Origin of the sequence: Streptomyces sp. NPDC047014 (assembly GCF_040644195.1) — a bacterium.
Lineage (GTDB): Bacteria > Actinomycetota > Actinomycetes > Streptomycetales > Streptomycetaceae > Streptomyces.
In genome coordinates this window covers 1-19,982 of the sequence record NZ_JBEYVX010000104.1, presented here as the reverse complement: position 1 = coordinate 19,982, position 19,982 = coordinate 1, and the positions used below count along the sequence as shown (strand labels likewise).

Sequence of the window (19,982 nt, the reverse complement as noted above, 5' to 3'; positions counted from 1 at the left end):
GGTCTCCCGGTAGCCGAGCGCGGCGGCCATCCGCAGCGCCGGTTCCGCGTCGGCGGGCACCGCCAGCGCGCCCCTGGCCCCCGCGCCTCAAACGCCGGCGAGGCTGGGATGGGGCTCCGCCCCGAGCCCCGCGCCTCAAACGCCGGCGGGGCTGAAATCGGGGTCACAATGGGGCCATGGAGTATTCGAGCCCCCTGGAACAGGCTCTGCACGTCGCCCGCGCCCTCGTACTGGCCGATCTCGCCGCCGGCAAAGTCGCCGACGCCGATGTCGTCTCCCTCGTCGAGGACTCCGTCACGCACCGCCGGTGGTGGGTGGAGCAGTGGCCCGAGGGGGTCGGCTTCCTCGCCGGGCTCGTGGCCCAGGACGTGCAGGACGCGCTGCTGGAGAAGTACGGCCGCTGGCCGCTCTGCCCCGTCTGCAACCACGGCGAACCGCACGCCCTCGACGTCGAGCCCGAGCTCGGACCCGATCCGCACTGGGTGTGCTCGGAGGCGGGCGTGCGGGTGGCCGCCGTCGGTGGGCTCGGGTCCGTACTCGGATGACCGTCTACATCGACCCGCCCACCTGGCCCGGCCACGGGCGCATGTGGTCACATCTGGTGAGTGACGTGTCCTATGAGGAGCTGCATGCTTTCGCGGCCGGAATAGGGTGCCCGGCCAGGGCCTTCGAGCGGGATCACTACGACGTGCCCTCGTATCGCTACGCCGATGCCGTGCGGGCCGGGGCCGTGGAGGTCGGGAGCAAGGAGTTGGTGCGGCGGTTGACCGCCGCCGGGTTGCGGCGGCCCAAGGGGCGTCCCGCTCCCCGTTAGGGGGTCGGGGTGGAGGACGGGGTGGGCTCCGGGACGGCCTGGGGCTGGGCCGCCGGGGGGAGGTCCCAGACGTGGTCCGGGGTGACGATCTTCGTGACGCGGTTCGCGATCAGCGAGCTGAGGCTGCCCGTCTTACCGTCCACGTCCGAGTTCACCACGATGACGAGCGTCGCCCGCGCCTGCGGGAGGCGGACCGCGATGGTCTCGTAGCCGGGCAGTTCGCCGTTGTGCCCGATCCAGCCGTCGATCCGGGCGATGCCGAGGCCGTACCCCACGTCCGGGTGGCCCGTGGGGAGCATCCGCAGCCGCTGGGCCTGGGTGCCGGGCTCCAGGAGGCGGCCGCCGTCGGGGAGGCGGCCGTCCACCAGGGTCGGGACCCACGCGCGCAGGTCGTCGATCGTGGAGATCATCGCGCCCGCCGACCAGCCCCAGGAGGGGTTCCAGCCCGAGGCGTCGACGGTCGCGCCGTCGGCGGTGAAGTTCGTGTAGCCGTGCACGTACGGGCTGGTGATCTCCGCGCCGGTGGGCAGGGAGGTCGCGTCCAGGCCGGCGGGGGCGAAGACGTGCTGTTCGAGGTAGGTGTGGAGGGGCTGGCCGCTGATCTTCTCCACGAGGAGGCCGAGTACAACCGTGTTCGTGTTGGAGTACGCCCAGCGCGCCCCCGGCGGGAAGTCGGCCGGGTGGCGGAAGGCGATGTCCAGCAGCTCCTGCGGGGTCCAGGAGCGGTACGGGTCGGCCTGGAAGGTGGACAGCCAGCGCGGGTCCTCGGTGTAGTTGTAGAGCCCGCTGCGCATGTCCGCGAGCTGCCGGACGGTGATGCGGTCGCCGCCGGGGATGCCGTCGAGGTAGGTGGAGACGGGCGCGTCGAGGCGGATCCTGCCCTCGTCGACGAGCTGGAGGACGCCGGTGACGGTGAAGGTCTTGGTGACGCTGCCGATGCGGGTGTGCATGTCGGTCTTGATGGGGGTGCCGGTGGTCTTGTCGGAGGTGCCGAAGGAGCGGACGTAGGACTCGTCGCCGTCGATCCACAGGCCGACGCCCACCCCGGGGATGTCCGCCTCGCGCATGGCGGCGGTGATCGCGTCGTCCAGCTTCTCCGCGACCACCGGGTCGACGCCCACCCGGCCGGGCGGGGCGGCCGCGGGGGCCTGGCCCGCGCAGAGCGCGGAGAGCAGGAGGGTGGCGGCGGCCAGGACGGCGGGGGTCCGGTGGCGGGCGGCGCGGGAGCGGGAACGGGCGGTGCGGTGGCGGGTGGTGCGGTGGGGGGTCGTCCGGTCGCGGGTCATGGCGGATCACCTCTGCGCACTCCCCGAGCGGTCCCCGGGGCCCCGGCCTGGCTCGCGTAAGGGCTCCGGGCGGACCTTCCCATCGTAGGAAGCCGGGTGCGGGGCGGCGACCGGGGCCGGGGCCGCCGTACGGGGCCGGGGCCGCCGTACGGGGCCCAGGGCGCGGGCCCGGCGTCAGGCGCGGGCGGGCTCCCCGGCGGCTTCCTCCGCGCGGCCCGCGGCCGGCGTGCCCGAGGCGATGACGCGGGCCGGGCGGGGCGGCGTACGGCGGTCCAGGCGCAGGGCGACGAGCGCGAGGCCGATCGCGGTGACGGTCATGGCGGCGCCCGCCCAGGCGGTGGCGGAGAAGCCGAGGCCCGCGTCGATGACGGTGCCGCCGAGCCAGGGGCCGCCGGTGTTGCCGAGGTTGAACGCGGCGGTGGTGGTGGCTCCGGCCAGGGTGGGGGCGGCGCCGGCCACGTTGAACATGCGGGCGTTGAGGGCGGGGGCGGTGAAGAAGGCCGAGAAGCCCAGCAGGAAGGACAGCGCGATCGCGGCGGCCGCGGCCGAGGCCAGCAGGGCGAGGGCGGTGAGGAAGACGGTGGAGGCGGTGATGCCCCAGATCATCACGCCGAACAGGTGCGCGTCGGCGACCCGGCCGCCGACGGTGGTGCCGACGAGCGCGCCGATCCCGAAGAGGCCGAGGATCCACGGCACCCACTGGGAGTCCAGCCCGGCCACGTCCGTGAGCAGCGGGGAGAGGTAGCTGAACGCGCAGAAGACGCCGCCCGCGCCGAGGGCGGTGATGCCGATGGCGAGCCAGACCTGGCGGTCGCGGTAGATGCGCAGCTCGCGGCCGAGGCCCGGGCGCTCGGCGGGCAGCGGGATGCGGGGGATCAGCGCGAGGATGCCGGCGAGGGCGATCGCGGAGGCGAGGCCCACGGCCCAGAAGGCGGAGCGCCAGCCCAGGTGCTCGCCGAGGAAGGCGCCGGCGGGGACGCCGAGGACATTCGCGATGGAGAGGCCGCCGATCATGACGGCCATGGCGCGGGCCCGCTGGTCCTTGTCGACCATGGCGATGGCGACGGCCGCGCCGACGGCCCAGAAGCCGGCGCAGGCGAGGGCGGAGACGACGCGGGAGGCGAAGAGCAGTTCGTACGAGGGGGCGAGCGCGCCCGCGACCTGCCCAAGGCCGAAGAGGCTGATGAGGGAGACGAGGGTGGTGCGGCGGGGGAGGCGCAGGGTGGCCACGGCCAGCAGGGGGGCACCGACGACCATGCCGATGGCGAAGGCGGAGATGAGCAGGCCCGCCTGCGGGATGCTGACGCCCATGTCGGCGGCTATGGGCGGGAGCAGCCCGGAGAGCATGAACTCGCTCGTGCCGAGGGCGAAGACGGAGAGGCCGAGGATGTAGACGGCTACGGGCATGCGGGTGCGGGGCGTGCCGGGCGTGCCGGGCGTGCGGGGGCTGGGGTGGGCGGCGTCTGCGGGCATGACAGTCACCAACCGGCGCGAACGCGATCAAATTCCCTGCGGTGGTGCCGCTTCGTCCGGCTCGGGCAGCTGGGTCGGCTCGTCCGGCTCGGTCAGCTCGTCCGGCTCGGTCAGCTCGGCCAGCTCCGCGGAGAGGTTGGCGCGGGCCGGGGACTCCCAGTGCGTGGTGCCGTAGGGGGTGCGGAAGAGGCGGGGCAGGGCGAGGAGCTGGCGCAGGACGGCGGCGCGGCCGGTGCGGAAGGCGTCGTCGGGGACGAAGGCGTACTCGGCGCGGACGGCGGCCGCGTAGGCGGCGTAGGCCGGGGGGTCGCCCGCGAGCACGGCCAGGTCGGCGTCGCAGAGGACCTCGCCGTCGGTGTCCCCGGGGGCGGGGTCGTGGGTGACGGTGAGCCGGACCAGGCGGGCGACCTCGGCGGTGCGGGCGGGGGATATGCCCAGCTCGGGGAGGGCGCGCTCGGCCAGGGCGGCGCTGCGCTCCTCGTTCTCGGAGCGGTCGGGGCGGTAGACGGCGTCGTGGAACCAGGCGGCGAGGCGGACGGCGGCGGGGTCGGCGGCGTGGGGCGCGAGTACGTCGATGCGCGCGAGTACGTCGGCCAGGTGCGCGGTGGTGTGGTACCGGCGCTGGGGCTCCGCCCAGGCGGTGAGGAGGCGGTCGGCGTAGGGGGCGGGGTCGGGGTGTGTGTCGTGGGTGGCGGCGGTGACGGTGGCGTGCCAGCGGGCGCGGAGATCGGCGGTGCGGGGATCCGAGGTGTCGGTGGTGCCGGTGGTGCCCGTGGTGCCGGTGGTGTCGGTGCGCGGGATGCCTGTGTCCATGCGGACATTGTGGGGGTGGCGTGATGGTGCTGGTGGAGGGCGGTGGGGGGCCCGTACCCTGATATTGGACTAGACCTATTGTGTTTGGCTTCTCGAAGGATGGGATCGAATGAGCAACCGTGCGCTCCTGGAGGTGATCGCCCTCGACGTGGAGGACGCGGTCGCGGCCCAGGCCGGTGGGGCCGACCGGCTGGAGCTGGTCACCGACATGGCCGCCGACGGGCTCACCCCGGCGCGCGAGACCTTCGCCGCGATCCGGGACGCGGTGGACATCCCGCTGCGGGTGATGATCCGTACGGCGGACGGCTTCGCGGCGGGGGACGTCGCGGGTCTGGCCGCGCGGGCGCGGGAGCTGCGGGAGGAGGGGGCGCGGGAGTTCGTCCTGGGCTTCCTGCATGCGGACGGCACGCCGGATCTGGCGGCGGTGGAGGCGGTGGTGGCGGAGCTGGAGGGGTGCGCGTGGACCTTCCACCGGGCCATTGACCGGGCGGCGGACCGGGACCAGCTCCGGAAGGCGCTGGCGGACCTGCCGGGGCTGGACACGTACCTGACGGCGGGGGCGGCGTCGGGTGTGGACGCGGGGCTCCCGGTCCTCCTGGCGGAGGCGGCGAGGGGTGGCGAGCCGGGGTACGGGGCGCGGATCCTGGTGGGCGGGGGGCTGCGGCTCTCGCACGTGCCGGGGCTGAGGGCGGGGGGCGTGGACGCCTTCCACATTGGCGGCGCGGCCCGTCCCGACGGCTGGGGCCGCCCGGTCTCGGCGACCGCGGTAGCGGAATGGCGCCACGCGCTGACGTGACGCCCCGCTGGTCTTTCGGCCGCGCCGCCGCTGCGGGGGCGCTGCCCCCGGGCCCCCGCGCCTCAAACGCCGACGGGGCTGGAGTGGTGCGGTGGTGCCGCTGCTGCCGGGTGCGGCGCCGTTGCGGGGGCGCTGCCCCCGAGCCCCCGCGCCTCAAACGCCGGCGAGGCTGGGTTGGGGGCTCCGCCCCCGGGCCCCCGCGCCTCAATCGCCGACGGGGCTTGATTGGGGCTCCGCCCCGAGCCCCGCGCCTCAAACGCCGGCGAGGCTGGGTGTGGTGCGGCTGGGATTGGGGCTTCGTGGTGCGAGCGGTGGCGGGCGGCAGGAATCAGCCTCGCCGGCGTTTGAGGCGCGGGGTCTGGGGCGGAGCCCCAGGGAGCCGGCCGGAGGCCGGTTCGCCCAGCTTCGCCAGCGTTTGAGGCGCGGGGGGCCCGGGGCGGAGCCCCAATCAAGCCTCGCCCGCGATTGAGGCGAGCCCGGCCCCGTCAGGACAGCGGCGCCGGGAGAGGGGCGTGGTGGAGGGCTGTGAGGCCCGAGACGGCTCGGGTGAGGCAGACGTACAGGCGGCGGAGGCCCGTGCGTTCGTCCGGTTCGCCGTCCACGATCGCCGCCGGCTCGTCCAGGACGACGTAGTCGTACTCCAGGCCCTTCGCCAGCGACGCCGGGACGAGGGTCAGGCGGGAGGCCGCTGTCGTCTCCTCTCCGGGGGAGAGGTGGGGGAGCCCCGCCGACCGCAGCGCTTCCGCCAACGGGGCGATGCGGGCGTCCGCCGCGATCAGGCCGACCGAGCCTTCGTGGGTCAGGGACTCCTCGCAGGCCGCCACCACCGCGGGGGTGAGGGCGTCCACGTGGGAGATGCGGAGCGAGCCCCGCGTTTCGCGGACCGAGGAGACCGGGGCCAGGCCCGGGGAGATGTGGGGGAGGAGGCGGGAGGCGTAGGCGATCACCTCGCGGGGGACGCGGAAGCCCGCCGTCAGTTCCTCCACGGCCGCCTGCGGCTTGCCCAGGTGGCCCAGGGCCTCCGCCCAGCTGCGCGTGGCCCACGGCGTCGTGCCCTGCGCGAGGTCGCCGAGGACCGTCGCCGAGCCCGTCGTGCAGCGGCGGCCGACCGCGCGGTACTGCATCGGGGAGAGGTCCTGCGCCTCGTCGAGGACGACATGGCCCAGGGAGTGCGTGCGCTCCACCAGGTCCGACGCCTCGTCGATGAGCACCAGGTCCGCCGCCGACCACTTCGCGGACCGCACGCTGCGGAACGGCTTCTGCCACAGCAGCAACTTCTGCTCCTCCTCCGTGAGGACACCCTCCGCGTGCGCGGCCAGGAACTCCGCGTCGGACAGCAGCCGCAGCACCAGCTTCGCCGGCTCCACCGCGGGCCAGACCGCCTTCACCGCCGCCTTGACCGCCGGGTTGCGGGCCACCGCGTCCTGCACCCGGTCGTCCGGGGCCTCGCCCGCCTGCTCCATCCGTACGAGCACGGCGTGCGCGATGCGCTGCGGGAGGGCGTCGCGGGCGGCGCCGTAGCGGATGTCGCGGTCCTGGAGCTCCCGCACCATCTCGGCCAGTTCGTACGCCGGGACCCGCCAGCGCCGTGAGCCCCGTACGACCATCAGCGGTTCGGCCGGCTCCGTGACGTGCGAGCGGACCGCGCGGCGCAGGACCTCCGCCATGCGGGCGTCGCCCTTGACGACGGCGGTGGCGGCCGCGTCCGTACCGCGTACCTCCAGGCCCTCGCGGGCGACGAGGTCGTCGACGGTGGCCTGCTTGACCTCCAGCTCGCCCAGGGCCGGGAGGACCTGCTCGATGTAGTGGAGGAAGGAGCGGTTCGGGCCGATGACGAGGGTGCCGGTGCGGGCCAGGCGGTCGCGGTGCGCGTAGAGGAGGTACGCGACGCGGTGCAGGCCGACGGCCGTCTTGCCGGTGCCGGGGCCGCCCTGCACGCAGACGGAGCCGGAGAGGCCGGAGCGCACGATCTCGTCCTGCTCGGGCTGGATCGTGGCGACGATGTCGCGCATGGGGCCGACGCGCGGCCGTTCGATCTCCTGCTGGAGCAGCTTGCTGACGGCGGCGGTCTCGGCCGGGTCGGACAGGTGCTCGTCCTCGTAGGCGGTGAGCTCGCCGCCGGTGTAGCCGAAGCGGCGGCGCAGCGCGATGTCCTGCGGGTCCTTCTTGGAGGCGCGGTAGAAGGGCTGGGAGACGGGGGCGCGCCAGTCGATGACCATCGGGTCGCCCTCGGCGTCGTGGACGTGGCGGCGGCCGATGTAGAACTGCTCGCCGCCCGCGCCCTCGGCGAGCTCGGCGCCGGGGGCGTGGAGGTAGTCGAGGCGGCCGAAGAAGAGGGGGGTGTGGGCGAGGTCGGCGAGGGCCTTGATGCGGTCGTCGAGCTGGGCGCGCAGGACGAGGGCGTTGACCCAGTTCGCGGTGACGTCGCTGATGTCCAGGGCCTCGGCGTCCTCGCGCATGGCGCGCAGGGCGGAGCGGGAGGCGGCGAGGTGGGCGCGTTCGCGGCCGAGGGGGTCGGCGGGGGCGGGGGCGGGGGCCGGTGCGGCAGAGGCGGGTGCCGGTGCCGGTGCGGCGGCTGCGGCGGGCTCGGGCGTCTTGGGGTGCGGCGGGGTTTCGGGGGCGTGCGCGGGCACGGGACTGCCTCCAGCTGCTGGTACGGAACAGATGCCCGCCGGTTTCCGGCCGGAGGGCGGCTCTCCCCGGTGGGGCGGTGGGAGGCGGCAAGAGCGGAGATTGTAGTCAGCGGGGCGGGGCGGCGCGAACGAATAACGGGGCGGCCGGGGAGGCACCCGTACGGGTGCCGTACCCCGTCGTACTCAGGAGTGTCAGACCTGAGGTGGTACGCGCGGCCGGGGCCCTCAGCCGTGAGAGGGAGGGCGCGGGCCCGGAGATTCGCTCTCGGGAGCGATGTGCGGAAGCGGCCGCGGACGCACCATGGATTCATGAGCACCGCAACCTTCACCCCGACCCGGGGCGGGCGCCCGAGCGGCGCCACCGCCCTTTCCGACTCCCCGCCGCGCCACCGGCTCGGTGATCTGCTGCATGCCGCGAAGGTCTTCGCCGCGGCCGCCGTGAGCGTCGTCGTCCTCGGCGAGTACGCCGAGAACGCCGAGGCCGCCGGCGTCATACGCCGCTGAGCCGACGCGGCAGGCGGGTCAGTCGCCCGCCAGCAGCTCGTCGGCGTCCATGATCCGGTAGGCGTAGCCCTGCTCGGCCAGGAAGCGCTGGCGGTGCGCGGCGAAGTCCTGGTCGATGGTGTCGCGGGCGACGACCGAGTAGAAGCGCGCCTCGTGGCCGTCCGCCTTCGGACGCAGCACCCGGCCCAGCCGCTGGGCCTCCTCCTGGCGGGAGCCGAAGGTGCCCGACACCTGGATGGCGACGGTGGCCTCCGGCAGGTCGATGGAGAAGTTCGCGACCTTCGACACGACCAGCACGTTGATCTCGCCCTCGCGGAAGGCGTCGAACAGCTTCTCGCGCTGGGCATTGGAGGTCTCGCCCTTGATCACGGGCGCGTCCAGGTGCTCGCCCAGCTCGTCGAGCTGGTCGATGTACTGGCCGATGACGAGGGTCTGCTCGCCCCGGTGCTTGCGCACCAGCGCCTCGGTGACCTTGCGCTTGGTCGCCGTCGTCGCGCAGAAGCGGTACTTCTCCTCCGTCTCGGCGGTGGCGTAGGCCAGCCGCTCCGACTCGGTCAGGTTGACCCGCACCTCCACGCAGTCGGCGGGCGCGATGTAGCCCTGCGCCTCGATCTCCTTCCACGGGGCGTCGAAGCGCTTCGGCCCGATGAGGGAGAAGACGTCCGACTCGCGGCCGTCCTCGCGGACCAGCGTCGCGGTCAGGCCGAGGCGGCGGCGGGCCTGGAGGTCGGCGGTGAACTTGAAGACCGGCGCGGGCAGCAGGTGCACCTCGTCGTAGACGATCAGGCCCCAGTCCCGGGAGTCGAACAGCTCCAGGTGCGGATAGACGCCCTTCCGCTTCGTGGTGAGCACCTGGTACGTGGCGATGGTGACGGGCCGGATCTCCTTGCGCGTGCCGGAGTACTCACCGATCTCGTCCTCGGTCAGCGAGGTCCGCTTCACCAGCTCGTGCTTCCACTGGCGGGCCGAGACGGTGTTCGTCACCAGGATCAGCGTGGTCGCCCTGGCCTTGGCCATCGCCCCCGCCCCGACCAGGGTCTTCCCCGCGCCGCAGGGCAGGACGACCACACCGGAGCCGCCGTGCCAGAAGCCCTCCACGGCCTGCTGCTGGTACGGGCGCAGCGCCCAGCCGTCCTCGGCCAGGTCGATGGGGTGCGCCTCGCCGTCCACGTACCCGGCGAGGTCCTCGGCGGGCCAGCCCAGCTTGAGCAGCGTCTGCTTGATCTGCCCGCGCTCGGAGGGGTGCACGGCCACGGTGTCGGCGTCGAGCCGCGCCCCCACCAGCGGGGCGATCTTCTTCGAGCGCAGGATCTCCTCCAGCACCGGCCGGTCGGTGCTGGTGAGGACCAGCCCGTGCACCGGGTGCTTGGAGAGGGTGAGCCGGCCGTAGCGGGCCATGGTCTCCGCGACGTCGACGAGCAGCGCGTGCGGCACCGGGTAGCGGGAGTACTCCACGAGCGCGTCGACGACCTGCTCGGCGTCGTGCCCGGCGGCGCGGGCGTTCCACAGCCCGAGCGGGGTGATCCGGTAGGTGTGGATGTGCTCGGGCGCCCGCTCCAGCTCGGCGAACGGCGCGATGGCCCGCCGCGCCGCTCCGGCGAGCTCGTGGTCGACTTCGAGCAGGAGGGTCTTGTCGCTCTGGACGATGAGCGGTCCGTTCACCTGCGTCCCTTTCCGGCTGGGATGGCTCCGCCCGGGCGCGGACGGCCAAACTTCCAGTCTGCCGCATCATCGCCCGTGACGGGGCCGTCCCCCGGACGAGGGGTGCGGGCGGCCTTGTGTCTCCGGGCTCTCCCGGTGATCCCCGCCGGCCTCTACGATCATGGACATGTCGATCGCCTCGCCTGTACCCGTCCTGCGCGGCTCCCAGGGGACCGTGCTCCGGTTCGACGGTGACGCGCTGGTGCTGCGCCGGGCCGCCGAGGAGCTGCGGATCCCCCTCCCGGCGATCGGGCGGGTCCGCCCGGAGGGGCGCGGCGTCGCCGTCGAGCTCACCGCCCCGGCCGGGGCGGCGCCCACCCTCCACCGGGTGGACGGCGTGAGCGCGGCCGCCGTCAGCCTGTTCGCCGACGCCGTCAACGCGGCCCTGCCGCCGCGCACCGGGCAGGCCGGGACGGTCGACGGCTCGGCCCTGGTCACCGCACGCGCCCTGGCCGAGTCGCCGGAAGAGCGGCGACAGCACGGGCGCAAGCGCGGTCGGAAGATCTGGGCGCTCGCCGCCGGCCTCTTCTTCTCCGCCCTGGCGCTCGCCGTCGGGATCCACGGGGAGTGGACCCTCGCGATCGAGATCCTGCTGGTCGGCCCCTTCGGCGCGGGCATCGCCGCCTTCGGCGCCATGGGTGCGGAGAACGTGTACCGCCAGTGGTACCTGCCCCGGAACGGCATCACCGTCGAGGCGGTGAGAGCCGGGAACGCGGACGTCCTGGGCGCCACCTTCGGGACCTACGTGTACACCGACCCGCACGGCGTGAGCCGCAGCGTGTACACCAGGAGCAGTGCGGCCACCGTCCAGGTCGCCTACCACCCCGGCAGACCGCACCTGGTGACCGTCCGTTCCTCGCCGTCCGGCACGGCCGGGGACGCGGCCCTCGCCGCGACCCTCCTCCTCATCGGACTCGGGGCCGCAGGCGTGATGATCACCCTGGCCGTCGCCGCCTTCCTCGGTGCGTACCCGGCCCGCTGACGCCGTATCCACGCGGCCCGGGCGGGGAACTGGGCCGAACGGGTCGTGGGTGGGGGTGTCGGCGTGCACGCGGGGGTGGGCGGGGGAGGGCGTCGTAGGGTGGCCGACGCCCGCAGGCGACGTACGGACGGATGCCCATGACGCAAGACCGACGGGACCGCGCGCTGTTCAGCGCCCTCTCGGAGCCCGCGCCCACCGCCACCGCCACCCATGACGCCGGGCTGCTCCTGCTGCGGCTCGTCGTCGGGCTCAGCATGGCCGGGCACGGTGCGATGAAGCTCTTCGGCTGGTTCGGCGGGCCGGGGCTCGACAAGACGGGCAAGGGCTTCACGATGGCCGGCTACCCGGCCGGTGACGCCATGGCCGTGATCGCCGGGCTCTCGGAGCTGCTGGGCGGGCTCGGGCTCGCCCTCGGGCTGCTGACGCCGCTGGCCGGGGCCGCGCTGATCGGCGTCTTCGTCAACGTGCTGGACGTGCGGGGGCTGGAGGTCTACTTCGGGCCCCGGGGTGTGGAACTGGAGACGGTGCTCTTCGCCTCCGTCATCGCGCTCACCCTCACCGGGCCGGGCCGCTTCTCCGTGGACGCCCACCTGCCGGTGCTGCGCGCCTCCCGGCCCCGCTACTCGCTGCTCGCCGTGCTGGTGGGTGTCGTCGTCGGGCTGATCGTGCTGCTCGTCCGCGACTGACCGCCCGCGCGGGGATCCTCAGGCGCCCAGGTGCGGCAGCGGCGGCGCCGGGTAGGCCGTCTCCACTGGCAGCAGGGCGCGCGCCGCCTCTGGCTCGCCCGCGCGCACCAGGGCGTGGATCTCGTGCACCAGCGGCGTGACATCGCGGATGGAGACCGTCCACGCGTCGGCGTAGGCCCGCGAGGCCCGTCCCGACAGGCCCAGCTGGAGCGAGCGGTACGGCAGCGGGTCCAGGCACAGGTTCCGCTCCGGGTCCCACTGCACCCGCACCGGGGACCGCGACAGGGTCCTCCGCCACGCCTCCCGGTCCCCGTGCACGGCCGGTACGTAGTGCGACAGGCACGCCTCGCGCAGCGCCCCGTCGAAGCCCTCGCGGGTGATCTCCACCGCCAGTACGGTCTCCTGGTCGGGTTTGGCCGCCCAGCCGCAGCGGTACATCATCCACAGGAACGACGGCTTGATCCACGTCATCCGCTCCCGCTTCCAGTCCGCCGGGAACCGCCCGTCGCGGGCCGCCGGCACGCCCAGCCGGGGCGCGTACGCCTGGTAGACGGTGAGCGTGGTGTCGGTGTGCGCCGCCCGGATCCGGCGGACCGGTACGTGCGGCGCGTTCGGTACGTCGGACATGGCCCCAGCCTGCGCGAAGGCGCGCCCGCGCCGCCAGCGGTTTACGGCCCCAGCGGTTTACGGCCCCAGCGCTCTACGGCCGGGCGCCCGCGGCGGCGCTCACACCTGGTCCTCCGCCAGTTCCGCGACGCCCGTGACCCGGTGCAGCGCGTACGTACGCACCTCGTCCGCCGTGTGGTCGTAGCCGGTGACGAAGCCGCCCTCCACCCGCACCGGCGCGATGACCCGCTGGCTGGCCGCGCCCTCCGCGTTCACATAGCCGATCCACACCGCCGACCCGGTCAGCGCCGCCGCCTGCACCGTCGCCAGGGTCTCCGCCGGGCTCGTGCGCGGCAGCCCGTCCGGCGCCCCCGGGGACGGGGCCGCCGAGGCCGCCGGCTCCTTGCGTACCGCCGTCGCCGCCAGATCGCCCGCGCGGATGGCCCGTACGGCCGCCGCCAGCAGCGTCGCGTCCGGCACCGGCGGGCCCTCCGGGACCGGGACCGGCGCCGCGCGCGGCGGTGTCCGGTGCGCGTCGGCCCGCGCCACCACCACATCGCCGGTACCGGACTCCGCGGCCGGGGCGTAGCCCATCGCCCGCAGCCCCTCCAGCAGCCCCGCCGGATCCGCCTGCGCGGCCAGCACCGTCGGCGCGAGCCGGCGCAGACCCAGCCCGGCCGAGCGCCGGTCGGCCAGGATCTCGCCCAGCACCGCGTCGTCGTCGCAGCGCACGTACGAGGAGGCCGCGCCCACCCGCAGGTGCCCGTGCCGGCGGGCCACGTCGTCGATCAGGTAGGCCAGCGGCTGCGGAACGGGCGTACGGCTGTGCTCCTTGAGGAAGGCGTGCAGATCGGCGGCGGCGTGCCCGGCGTCCAGGGCCCGGCGCACCGAACCGGGCGTGAAGCGGTACACCGTCGCCCCGCCCTTGGACTCCACGTCCGCCAGCACGGCCAGCGTGTCGCCCAGCGGCCGGCGCAGCGGCCCCGGCGCCACCGCCGTCAGGTCCGCCTGGAGCAGCACGTGGTCCACCGGCTCCGGCAGCAGCGGCGCCAGCCGGGGCGCCGGGTCCGCGTGCTCCAGCAGGGCGCGGCCGGGCCCGGACAGGGCGCCGCGCCCGGTCACGCCCAGCACCTCGGCCTCGGTCAGCGCCCAGTGCGCCAGCCGGGCCCGCAGCCCGCTCGTCCCGCGTACGGGCCGCTCCCACGCCAGCCGCTCCAGCAGCGCCTCCGGGTCGGCGGAGCCGCCCTCGGGCAGGGCCGCCAGCAGCTCCAGGACGCGGCGGCGCACCTCGGGCGCGGCGGAGCGGTCCAGGTCCGGGCCGAGCGCGGACAGGGTGCGCGCCTTGGTGTCCTGCTCGCCGACGAGGCCCGCGGTGCGGGTGGCCGGGAGCCAGGCGGTGGCCAGCGCCGACCACCGCTCGGCGGGCGGGAGTTCGATCCAGTCGTCGAAGGCGGGGGTGGGCGCGTAGCGCTCGTCGGCCTCGCCGTCCCCGGCCAGCAGACCGGCCGCGTAGGCCAGTTCGATCCAGAAGGCCGCCGACGCCTCCGTGGTGTCCAGGGCGGCCGCCGCCCGCTTGAGGTCCCGTACGGCCAGCCCACCCGCCCGGAGCAACAGCGGACCGGCGTGCTCCCAGGACTTCACCAGCTCCTCGACGGTGGCCAGCGCGGCCAGCGCCTGCCCGGCGGCGTTCGCGTCCACAAGCTGTGGACGGTGCTCGTGGTGCGCGGGCACCGGCGGGGCCTGCGGGGCGGTGTCCCGGTGCGCGAGCCCGCCGCGCAGGTGCAAAGCCACCTCGCGCGGCAGCACCACCGTGCGGGCGGTCGCGGGCAGCAGCAGGCCCCGGTCGCGCAGCCAGCGCACGGGCGGCGCCGGATGCGGCGTCACCTCCCCGTACGGCGGCCCCCACACGAGCCGTCCCAGCACCTGGTGGGCCTCCGCCGGGGCCTCGTCCAGCAGCGCGGACATCCGCTCCTGGTCGGTGAAGAGCGCGGTCAGCGCGGTGACGGCGGACACCGGGTCGTGCGTGGCGGGCAGCCCGGCCGCCGCCACGATCTCCTGCACGCGTGTCGGCGACATCCCGGCGGTGGCCTCGGCGACGGTCGGCCCGAGCCCGGTCGGCGAGGGCCGCTGCGCGGAGGGCGCCAGCAACTCGCGGGCGGTGCGCACCAGGCGCAGCCGGTCGTCGTCGCCCCATACGAGGGCCTGGTCGCGCAGCATCCCGAGTGCGCGGGGCAGCGCGGCGCGGGCCCGCTCGTCCTCACCGCCGGTCAGCAGCCCCTCCAGCACCGGGTACGGGCACGGGTCCGGGGCCACGGCCAGGGCCTCGGCCGTCTGGAGCGTGAACCGGTCCAGCCGCTCCAGCGCCCGCACCACCGACGCGCGGGTCCCGGCGCGGGTGGCGAGCTGGGTCACGTCGCCGGGCACCGGGCCGAGGAGGTCGGGGCGGGCGTGCAGGAGCGCGGAGAGCGCGGCGTCGTCGCGGGCGCGCAACGCCTCGGCGAGCGAGCGCGGTGCGGCCGCCCCGGTCCCGTTCTCCGGAGCTCCCGCAGCAGTGCTTGGCTCGGGCACAGTCGCCTCCCGGTCGCTTCGGCCGGTCGCGTCGGCCGGTCCCCATCCGGTCAACGGTATCCGCTGCGCCCGGAACAGCTCCACGGGCGCACGCGCTACCTTCGGGAGAGACGGACGGGAGGAGCCGGGGCGTGGGGATCGAAAGCGACCACCTGGTCTACGCATATCTGAGCAGCGTCGGGGACCTGGCGCAGCGCAGGCAGCTCTCCTCCGCCGACCGGATGCGGCTGGTGGCGGGGCTGCGGGACGAGATCGACCGGCGGCGCGCCAAGTACGAACCGGAGACGCCGGCCGCGGTGCGCCGCATCCTGGAGCGCATCGGCACGCCGGAGGAGGTCCTCGACGGGCTCGGCACCCGGGCCGATCCGGCGCCGCCCGCGGACACGGGCGTGTCGGCGGTGCCGGCGCAGCGGGCCGCGCGTCCGGCGCCGCCCGCGCGGGAGAACGTACCGCCGCATCTGGCCGGGCTGGACGAGCTGGGACCCTCCGGCGGGGCCGAGCCGGACTGGTGGCGGCTGACGCCGGGCACCTACGGGCGCGGGCCGCAGGTCGACGGCTTCGCGGGCGGCGTGGAATTCCCGGAGGGCTACGGGGAGGAGGACCCGGAGGCGGCGGGCGAGGCCGAGGCGCCCGCGAAGGAGGCGGATCCGGAGCCGGAACAGCAGACCCTCGTACGGTTCCTGCGCGAGCGGCGGCGCGCACGGGCCGAGGCGGCGAAGGCGGCGAAGGCCGCGCCCGCGCCGCCGGTGGTGGCCGCCGCGCCCGCGGCCCGGCCGCGCCCGAACGCCCTCCTGCTGCTGGCCGCCGCCGTGCTCGTCGCCGGGGTGCTCAGCGGGTACTGGCTGCTGCTCGTCATCGGCTGGCTGCTGCCGTTCGCCTCGCGCGTCCTGGGCCCCGCCGAGCGCAAGTGGGCCGTGCTGGGCCCGCCCGGCCTGGTCCTGGCCGGGGCCGGGGTCTGGCTGTGGGGCCGTACGGACGGCCGCTGGGGCGAGGCCCTGACCGAGGACCAGCTGGGCGGCGCCCTCCACGGCATGTGGCCCTGGCTGCTGCGCACCGCCGCCCTCGCCTCGGTGGTGTACCTCCTCTGGCGCTCCCGCCGCACCTGAGGCGCCCGCGGGGGTTGGGCGGGCGTTCCGGGGCGGTTACCCCCGCCGATGCCGGGGGGTGGTCCGGGGTCGGCAGAATGGGGGCATGGATCTGACCGTCGGCTTCGACCTCGACATGACCCTCATCGACTCCCGGCCCGGGATCCGGGCCGCCTACCGGGCGCTCGCGGCGGAGACGGGGGCGTACATCGACGCCGACGCGGCGGTGACGCGGCTCGGGCCGCCGCTGGAGCAGGAGCTCGGGCTCTGGTTCCCGGCGGCGGAGGTTCCCGCGATGGCCGACCGGTACCGGGAGATCTACCCCGGGCACGCCATCGCGCCGACGCCCGCCCTGCCCGGCGCGCGCGAGGCCGTCGAGGCCGTGCGGGCGCTCGGCGGCCGGGCGATCGTCGTCACCGCCAAGCACGAGCCCAACGCCCGGCTGCACCTGGCGCACCTCGGCATCGAGCCGGACGCCGTCGTCGGCTGGCTGTGGGCGGAGGCCAAGGCCGTCGCCCTGCGCGAGTACGGCGCGCAGGTCTACGTGGGCGACCACGTCGGCGACGTACGCGGGGCCCGCACGGCCGGCGCGCTGTCCGTGGCGGTGCCGACCGGGCCGTGCCCGGCGGAGGAACTGCGCGCGGCCGGCGCGGACGTGGTCCTGCCGGACCTCACCGCGCTGCCGGAGTGGCTCGCCGCGTACGTGGCGACCGAGCAGGCCGGGCGGGCCGGGCGGGCCGAGCAGGCCGAAGCCGCCGGAGCGGCCGAGCCGGCCACTGCCTGAGCCGGGCCACCGCCTGAGCCGGGCCACCGCCTGAGCCGCGCCGCCGCCTGAGCCGCGCCCTCGCAGGCCGCCGTCCCGCTACGCCGCCTGCGAGGCGCGCGCCGCCCGCCGCTGGGCCGCCGCCGAGCGCAGCACCCCCGCCGCGGAGATCGCGAAGCCGACCCCCATGAGCATGCACACGGCCCACGCGTAGGAGGGGAAGGGGTCCATGTCGAGGAAGAGGGGGGCCATCGTCGCCAGGGTGGCCACGGCGCCCGCGATGAACACGATGCCGCCGGCCTTCACCAGTCCGTCGCCGGGCCGCGCTTCGTCGGAGTGAGGAGTAACAGTCACCCCACCAGGGTAGTTCCCTGGCCGAAGGCAGCCGACGGCGAAGGACCGGGGAACGTCTTGTCACCCGGCCCCGGACCATTAGCCTTGACGTGGCGGGTCACACATGGCCCGCTGCGCTGTTGTCCGGAGCCGTTCCGCGGCCCTCCGGACCCCCGACGAGCAAGGACAGAGGACGGACGTGCCTACCGGCAAGGTCAAGTGGTTCAACAGTGAGAAGGGCTTCGGCTTTCTCTCCCGCGACGACGGCGGCGACGTCTTCGTCCACTCGTCGGTGCTCCCTGCCGGGGTCGACTCCCTCAAGCCCGGCCAGCGCGTCGAGTTCGGTGTCGTCGCGGGCCAGCGCGGTGACCAGGCACTTTCCGTGACGGTACTGGATCCCGCGCCCTCGGTCGCGTCGGCGCAGCGGCGCAAGCCCGACGAGCTCGCCTCGATCGTGCAGGACCTCACCACCCTGCTGGAGAACATCACGCCGATGCTGGAGCGCGGCCGCTACCCCGACAAGGTCCACGGCACGAAGATCGCCGGACTGCTGCGCGCGGTGGCCGACCAGCTCGACGTCTGATCCGGCGCCCGCACCCGGGCCCGCACCCTCACGCCCCGTCACTCGAAGGAGTGGCGGGGCGCCGTCGTGTGCGCCGCCGTGTACGAGGGGCGCGGTACGGGGGCCGGGGCGCGGGGCGGCTACGGGAAGGCGAGGGCGTCCGGGGCGATGGCCGGGACCAGGCCCTCGGCCGCCGCCCGGGTCAGCAGCCCGCGCACCGCCGCGTACCCGGCGTCGCCGAGGTCGGCGGTGAACTCGTTGACGTACAGCCCGATGTGCTGGTCCGCCACCGCCGGGTCCAGCTCCTGCGCGTGGGCGCGCACGTACGGGCGGGACGCCTGCGGGTCCTCCCACGCCATCCGCACCGAGGTCCGGGCCGCCTCGGCCAGCGCGCGCAGCCGCTCGGTGCCCAGCGAGCGCTTGGCGACGATCGCGCCGAGCGGGATCGGCAGGCCGGTGGTGGACTCCCAGTGCTCGCCCATGTCGGCCAGGCGGTGCAGCCCGTAGTCCTGATAGGTGAACCGGGCCTCGTGGATGACGAGTCCGGCGTCCACCCGGCCGTCCCGGACCGCCGGCATGATCTCGTGGAAGGGCAGCACGACCACCTTGCCCACGCCCTCCGGCAGGACCTCCGCCGCCCACAGCCGGAACAGCAGATAGGCGGTGGAGCGCTCGCTCGGCACGGCCACCGTCCGCCCGGTCAGGTCCAGCCCCGGCTCGCGGGTGAGGACCAGCGGGCCGCAGCCCCGGCCCAGGGCGCCGCCGCAGGGCAGCAGCGCGTACTCCTCCAGCACCCACGGCAGCACCGCGTACGACACCTTGAGCACGTCCAGCTCGCCGCGCTCGGCCATGCCGTTGGTGAGGTCGATGTCCGCGAAGGTGACATCGAGGGCGGGCGCGCCGGGCACCCGGCCGTGCGCCCAGGCGTCGAAGACGAAGGTGTCGTTCGGGCAGGGCGAATAGGCGATCCGCAGCGGCTCACTCATGGCGTTCTCCCCAGGTCGCGAGTACGGGCCCCAGCACGCGGAAGCCCTCGGTCAGGGCGGCCAGCGCGTCCCCGATGCGCCAGGCGTCCCGGTCGCGCGGGCCCACGGCGTTGGACACGGCGCGGATCTCCAGCACGGGCAGCCCGTGCGCGGCGGCGGCCTCCGCGACCCCGAAGCCCTCCATGGCCTCGGCGCCGGCCAGCGGATGCCGCGCGGTCAGCTCGGCGGCGCGGGCGGCGGTCCCGGTGACGGTGGACACGGTCAGCACCGGCGCGAGCAGCGCCCCGGTGGCCTCGGCGGCGCGGGCGGCCAGCTCGGCGGGCGGCAGGTGCACGGTGCGGCCGAAGCCGAGGGCGGTGACGTCGAGGAAGCCGTCGGGGGTCTGCGCGCCCAGGTCGGCGGCGACGATCGCGTCCGCGACGACGAGGGACGCGGGCGGGGCGGCGGGCACGAACCCGCCGCCGATGCCGGCGGACACGACGAGGGTGTACGCGCCGCCGCCCACGGCCAGGGCGGTGGCGGTGGCCGCCGCGGCGGCCGCCGGTCCGACACCGCCGGCGAGCACGTCGAAGGCGATGCCCGGGAGGTCCCGGCGCGTGACGAGGTACCCGCCGGGGAGGGGGCGCGGCCCGGGGCCGGGATCCGGATGAGGGACCGGACCGGCCAGACCGGTGAGGACGGAGTCCGCCTCCGCCTCCACCGCGGTCACGACGAGCGCGCGCACCGGGGCCGTCCGGTTACTTGAGCTTGAGGTTGAAGGACCAGACGGCGAGCGGCTTGCCGTCCTCGCTGGTCTGGAGGAACGCGAGCTTCTTGGAGGTCGGGGCCTCGCCCTGGCCGCCGGTCGCGAAGACGTCGGCGCCCGGGAAGCTGCGGTAGGTGTTCGAGGAGGGCTCGGTGATCGGCTGGCCGTCGAGCACCGCCGACCAGCGGCTGCCGTCCTCGACGATCTCCGGCTCCACGCCGAGGCGCAGGGTGTCGCCGCGGCCGTACTCGACGGTCTTGGGGTTCTTGAGGTTGGTGAGGCACTCCTGGACCTGCTCCACGGAGAGCTCCTTGCCGTCGTTGTGGCACGAGGCTTCGGCGGACACCGAGTCGGTGCCGACCGTGACGGTCGCCAGCGGTGTCGGCTTGTCGCAGGCCGAGAGGAGGAGGAGGCCGGCGGACACGGCTCCGAGGGCCGCGACGCTGCGGTGGGCCCTACCCGAGAAAAGCGGTGCGGTCATGAGCCGAAGGCTATCGGGCCGGTGGGCCGAGGTGCCGCACGGGGTCCCGCCCGGCTGTGGCGTGCCGCGCCGGGCGGGGGCCCGGGCCGGGGTTTCCGGGGCTCCGCCCCGCGCCCCGCGCCTCAAACGCCGGCGGGGCTGAAATGCCGGGGCTCCGCCCCGGAC

At 75.3% G+C, this 19,982-nt stretch carries 20 protein-coding genes; 9 read left to right on the top strand and 11 right to left on the bottom strand.

Annotated elements, in window-relative coordinates; all coding sequences use genetic code 11:
- Nucleotides 1–176: 176 nt before the first annotated feature.
- Both ABZ873_RS30745 and ABZ873_RS30740 read left to right on the top strand, forming a co-directional pair.
- On the top strand, nucleotides 177–545 hold the full coding sequence (locus ABZ873_RS30745) for a hypothetical protein (protein ID WP_360878916.1): 369 nt from the start codon (nucleotides 177–179) through the stop codon (nucleotides 543–545).
- Complete coding sequence (locus tag ABZ873_RS30740) at nucleotides 542–814, top strand: DUF4031 domain-containing protein (RefSeq protein WP_360878913.1); 273 nt, start codon at nucleotides 542–544, stop codon at nucleotides 812–814. Before ABZ873_RS30745 ends, ABZ873_RS30740 begins: the two co-directional genes overlap by 4 nt.
- Here ABZ873_RS30740 and ABZ873_RS30735 read toward each other — a convergent pair.
- From ABZ873_RS30735 to ABZ873_RS30725, 3 genes are all read right to left on the bottom strand, one after another.
- Nucleotides 811–2,100, bottom strand: coding sequence for a serine hydrolase domain-containing protein (locus ABZ873_RS30735; protein WP_360878911.1), 1,290 nt, complete (start codon nucleotides 2,098–2,100; stop codon nucleotides 811–813). The genes ABZ873_RS30740 and ABZ873_RS30735 overlap by 4 nt on opposite strands.
- Nucleotides 2,101–2,274: 174 nt before the next feature.
- Entirely contained in the window at nucleotides 2,275–3,507 is a 1,233-nt protein-coding gene (locus ABZ873_RS30730; protein ID WP_360878922.1) for a Cmx/CmrA family chloramphenicol efflux MFS transporter, read from the bottom strand.
- A gap of 93 nt (nucleotides 3,508–3,600) precedes the next feature.
- Nucleotides 3,601–4,386 carry a hypothetical protein gene (locus tag ABZ873_RS30725; RefSeq protein WP_360878908.1) on the bottom strand — a complete coding sequence of 262 codons (786 nt, stop codon included), beginning with the start codon at nucleotides 4,384–4,386 and terminating at the stop codon, nucleotides 3,601–3,603.
- Between the two features lie 109 nt (nucleotides 4,387–4,495).
- On the opposite strand from ABZ873_RS30725, the gene ABZ873_RS30720 reads away from it, so the two are divergent.
- Nucleotides 4,496–5,182: a copper homeostasis protein CutC gene (locus ABZ873_RS30720; RefSeq protein WP_360878905.1), complete on the top strand. Its 687-nt coding sequence runs from the start codon at nucleotides 4,496–4,498 to the stop codon at nucleotides 5,180–5,182.
- A gap of 485 nt (nucleotides 5,183–5,667) precedes the next feature.
- On the opposite strand, the gene ABZ873_RS30715 is transcribed toward ABZ873_RS30720, so the two are convergent.
- The gene (locus ABZ873_RS30715; protein ID WP_360878919.1) at nucleotides 5,668–7,641 is read right to left on the bottom strand and encodes an AAA family ATPase; all 1,974 of its coding nucleotides are present in this window, start codon (nucleotides 7,639–7,641) and stop codon (nucleotides 5,668–5,670) included.
- Nucleotides 7,642–8,124: 483 nt separating this feature from the next.
- On the opposite strand from ABZ873_RS30715, the gene ABZ873_RS30710 reads away from it, so the two are divergent.
- Entirely contained in the window at nucleotides 8,125–8,319 is a 195-nt protein-coding gene (locus ABZ873_RS30710; protein WP_360878902.1) for a hypothetical protein, read from the top strand.
- A gap of 18 nt (nucleotides 8,320–8,337) precedes the next feature.
- Here ABZ873_RS30710 and ABZ873_RS30705 read toward each other — a convergent pair whose 3' ends face one another.
- Complete coding sequence (locus ABZ873_RS30705) at nucleotides 8,338–9,981, bottom strand: DNA repair helicase XPB (RefSeq protein WP_360878899.1); 1,644 nt, start codon at nucleotides 9,979–9,981, stop codon at nucleotides 8,338–8,340.
- A gap of 166 nt (nucleotides 9,982–10,147) precedes the next feature.
- Here ABZ873_RS30705 and ABZ873_RS30700 point away from each other — a divergent pair, with 166 nt between their 5' ends.
- Entirely contained in the window at nucleotides 10,148–11,002 is an 855-nt protein-coding gene (locus ABZ873_RS30700) for a hypothetical protein (protein WP_360878896.1), read from the top strand.
- A gap of 137 nt (nucleotides 11,003–11,139) precedes the next feature.
- A complete protein-coding gene (locus tag ABZ873_RS30695; protein WP_360878894.1) occupies nucleotides 11,140–11,688 on the top strand; it encodes a DoxX family membrane protein in 549 nt (182 codons plus the stop codon).
- Between the two features lie 18 nt (nucleotides 11,689–11,706).
- On the opposite strand, the gene ABZ873_RS30690 is transcribed toward ABZ873_RS30695, so the two are convergent.
- Nucleotides 11,707–12,315: a DUF4291 domain-containing protein gene (locus ABZ873_RS30690; protein ID WP_360878891.1), complete on the bottom strand. Its 609-nt coding sequence runs from the start codon at nucleotides 12,313–12,315 to the stop codon at nucleotides 11,707–11,709.
- A gap of 99 nt (nucleotides 12,316–12,414) precedes the next feature.
- Nucleotides 12,415–14,862, bottom strand: coding sequence for a helicase C-terminal domain-containing protein (locus tag ABZ873_RS30685; RefSeq protein WP_360878888.1), 2,448 nt, complete (start codon nucleotides 14,860–14,862; stop codon nucleotides 12,415–12,417).
- Between the two features lie 131 nt (nucleotides 14,863–14,993).
- Between ABZ873_RS30685 and ABZ873_RS30680 the strand changes: the two genes are divergently transcribed.
- Together ABZ873_RS30680 and ABZ873_RS30675 are read left to right on the top strand one after the other, a co-directional pair.
- Entirely contained in the window at nucleotides 14,994–15,968 is a 975-nt protein-coding gene (locus ABZ873_RS30680; RefSeq protein WP_360878885.1) for a hypothetical protein, read from the top strand.
- 85 nt (nucleotides 15,969–16,053) lie between these two features.
- Nucleotides 16,054–16,731: an HAD family hydrolase gene (locus tag ABZ873_RS30675; protein ID WP_360878882.1), complete on the top strand. Its 678-nt coding sequence runs from the start codon at nucleotides 16,054–16,056 to the stop codon at nucleotides 16,729–16,731.
- Nucleotides 16,732–16,809: 78 nt separating this feature from the next.
- Here the strand turns inward: ABZ873_RS30675 and ABZ873_RS30670 are convergent, their stop codons facing one another.
- A complete protein-coding gene (locus ABZ873_RS30670; RefSeq protein ID WP_360878879.1) occupies nucleotides 16,810–17,064 on the bottom strand; it encodes a hypothetical protein in 255 nt (84 codons plus the stop codon).
- 178 nt (nucleotides 17,065–17,242) lie between these two features.
- On the opposite strand from ABZ873_RS30670, the gene ABZ873_RS30665 reads away from it, so the two are divergent.
- Nucleotides 17,243–17,626 (top strand): cold-shock protein, encoded by a 384-nt coding sequence (locus ABZ873_RS30665; protein WP_360878876.1) that lies wholly within the window; start codon nucleotides 17,243–17,245, stop codon nucleotides 17,624–17,626.
- Between the two features lie 119 nt (nucleotides 17,627–17,745).
- Here ABZ873_RS30665 and ABZ873_RS30660 read toward each other — a convergent pair whose 3' ends face one another.
- Genes ABZ873_RS30660 through ABZ873_RS30650 form a run of 3 tightly spaced genes read right to left on the bottom strand, consistent with a single transcriptional unit; the run spans nucleotide 17,746 to nucleotide 19,817 of the window.
- A complete protein-coding gene (locus ABZ873_RS30660) occupies nucleotides 17,746–18,591 on the bottom strand; it encodes a 1,4-dihydroxy-6-naphthoate synthase (RefSeq protein ID WP_360878874.1) in 846 nt (281 codons plus the stop codon).
- Nucleotides 18,584–19,315, bottom strand: a complete 732-nt coding sequence (locus tag ABZ873_RS30655) for a futalosine hydrolase (protein ID WP_360878871.1) — start codon at nucleotides 19,313–19,315, stop codon at nucleotides 18,584–18,586. Before ABZ873_RS30655 ends, ABZ873_RS30660 begins: the two co-directional genes overlap by 8 nt.
- 13 nt (nucleotides 19,316–19,328) lie before the next feature.
- The gene (locus tag ABZ873_RS30650; RefSeq protein ID WP_360878868.1) at nucleotides 19,329–19,817 is read right to left on the bottom strand and encodes a DUF2771 domain-containing protein; all 489 of its coding nucleotides are present in this window, start codon (nucleotides 19,815–19,817) and stop codon (nucleotides 19,329–19,331) included.
- Nucleotides 19,818–19,982 lie beyond the last annotated feature (165 nt).

Coding starts and splice junctions, on each gene's coding strand:
- ABZ873_RS30745 (WP_360878916.1), top strand. CDS start 177: ATGGAGTATTCGAGCCCCCTGGAACAGGCTCTGCACGTCGCCCGCGCC.
- ABZ873_RS30740 (WP_360878913.1), top strand. CDS start 542: ATGACCGTCTACATCGACCCGCCCACCTGGCCCGGCCACGGGCGCATG.
- ABZ873_RS30735 (WP_360878911.1), bottom strand. CDS start 2,100: ATGACCCGCGACCGGACGACCCCCCACCGCACCACCCGCCACCGCACC.
- ABZ873_RS30730 (WP_360878922.1), bottom strand. CDS start 3,507: ATGCCCGTAGCCGTCTACATCCTCGGCCTCTCCGTCTTCGCCCTCGGC.
- ABZ873_RS30725 (WP_360878908.1), bottom strand. CDS start 4,386: ATGGACACAGGCATCCCGCGCACCGACACCACCGGCACCACGGGCACC.
- ABZ873_RS30720 (WP_360878905.1), top strand. CDS start 4,496: ATGAGCAACCGTGCGCTCCTGGAGGTGATCGCCCTCGACGTGGAGGAC.
- ABZ873_RS30715 (WP_360878919.1), bottom strand. CDS start 7,641: ATGCGCGAGGACGCCGAGGCCCTGGACATCAGCGACGTCACCGCGAAC.
- ABZ873_RS30710 (WP_360878902.1), top strand. CDS start 8,125: ATGAGCACCGCAACCTTCACCCCGACCCGGGGCGGGCGCCCGAGCGGC.
- ABZ873_RS30700 (WP_360878896.1), top strand. CDS start 10,148: ATGTCGATCGCCTCGCCTGTACCCGTCCTGCGCGGCTCCCAGGGGACC.
- ABZ873_RS30695 (WP_360878894.1), top strand. CDS start 11,140: ATGACGCAAGACCGACGGGACCGCGCGCTGTTCAGCGCCCTCTCGGAG.
- ABZ873_RS30690 (WP_360878891.1), bottom strand. CDS start 12,315: ATGTCCGACGTACCGAACGCGCCGCACGTACCGGTCCGCCGGATCCGG.
- ABZ873_RS30675 (WP_360878882.1), top strand. CDS start 16,054: ATGGATCTGACCGTCGGCTTCGACCTCGACATGACCCTCATCGACTCC.
- ABZ873_RS30660 (WP_360878874.1), bottom strand. CDS start 18,591: ATGAGTGAGCCGCTGCGGATCGCCTATTCGCCCTGCCCGAACGACACC.
- ABZ873_RS30650 (WP_360878868.1), bottom strand. CDS start 19,817: ATGACCGCACCGCTTTTCTCGGGTAGGGCCCACCGCAGCGTCGCGGCC.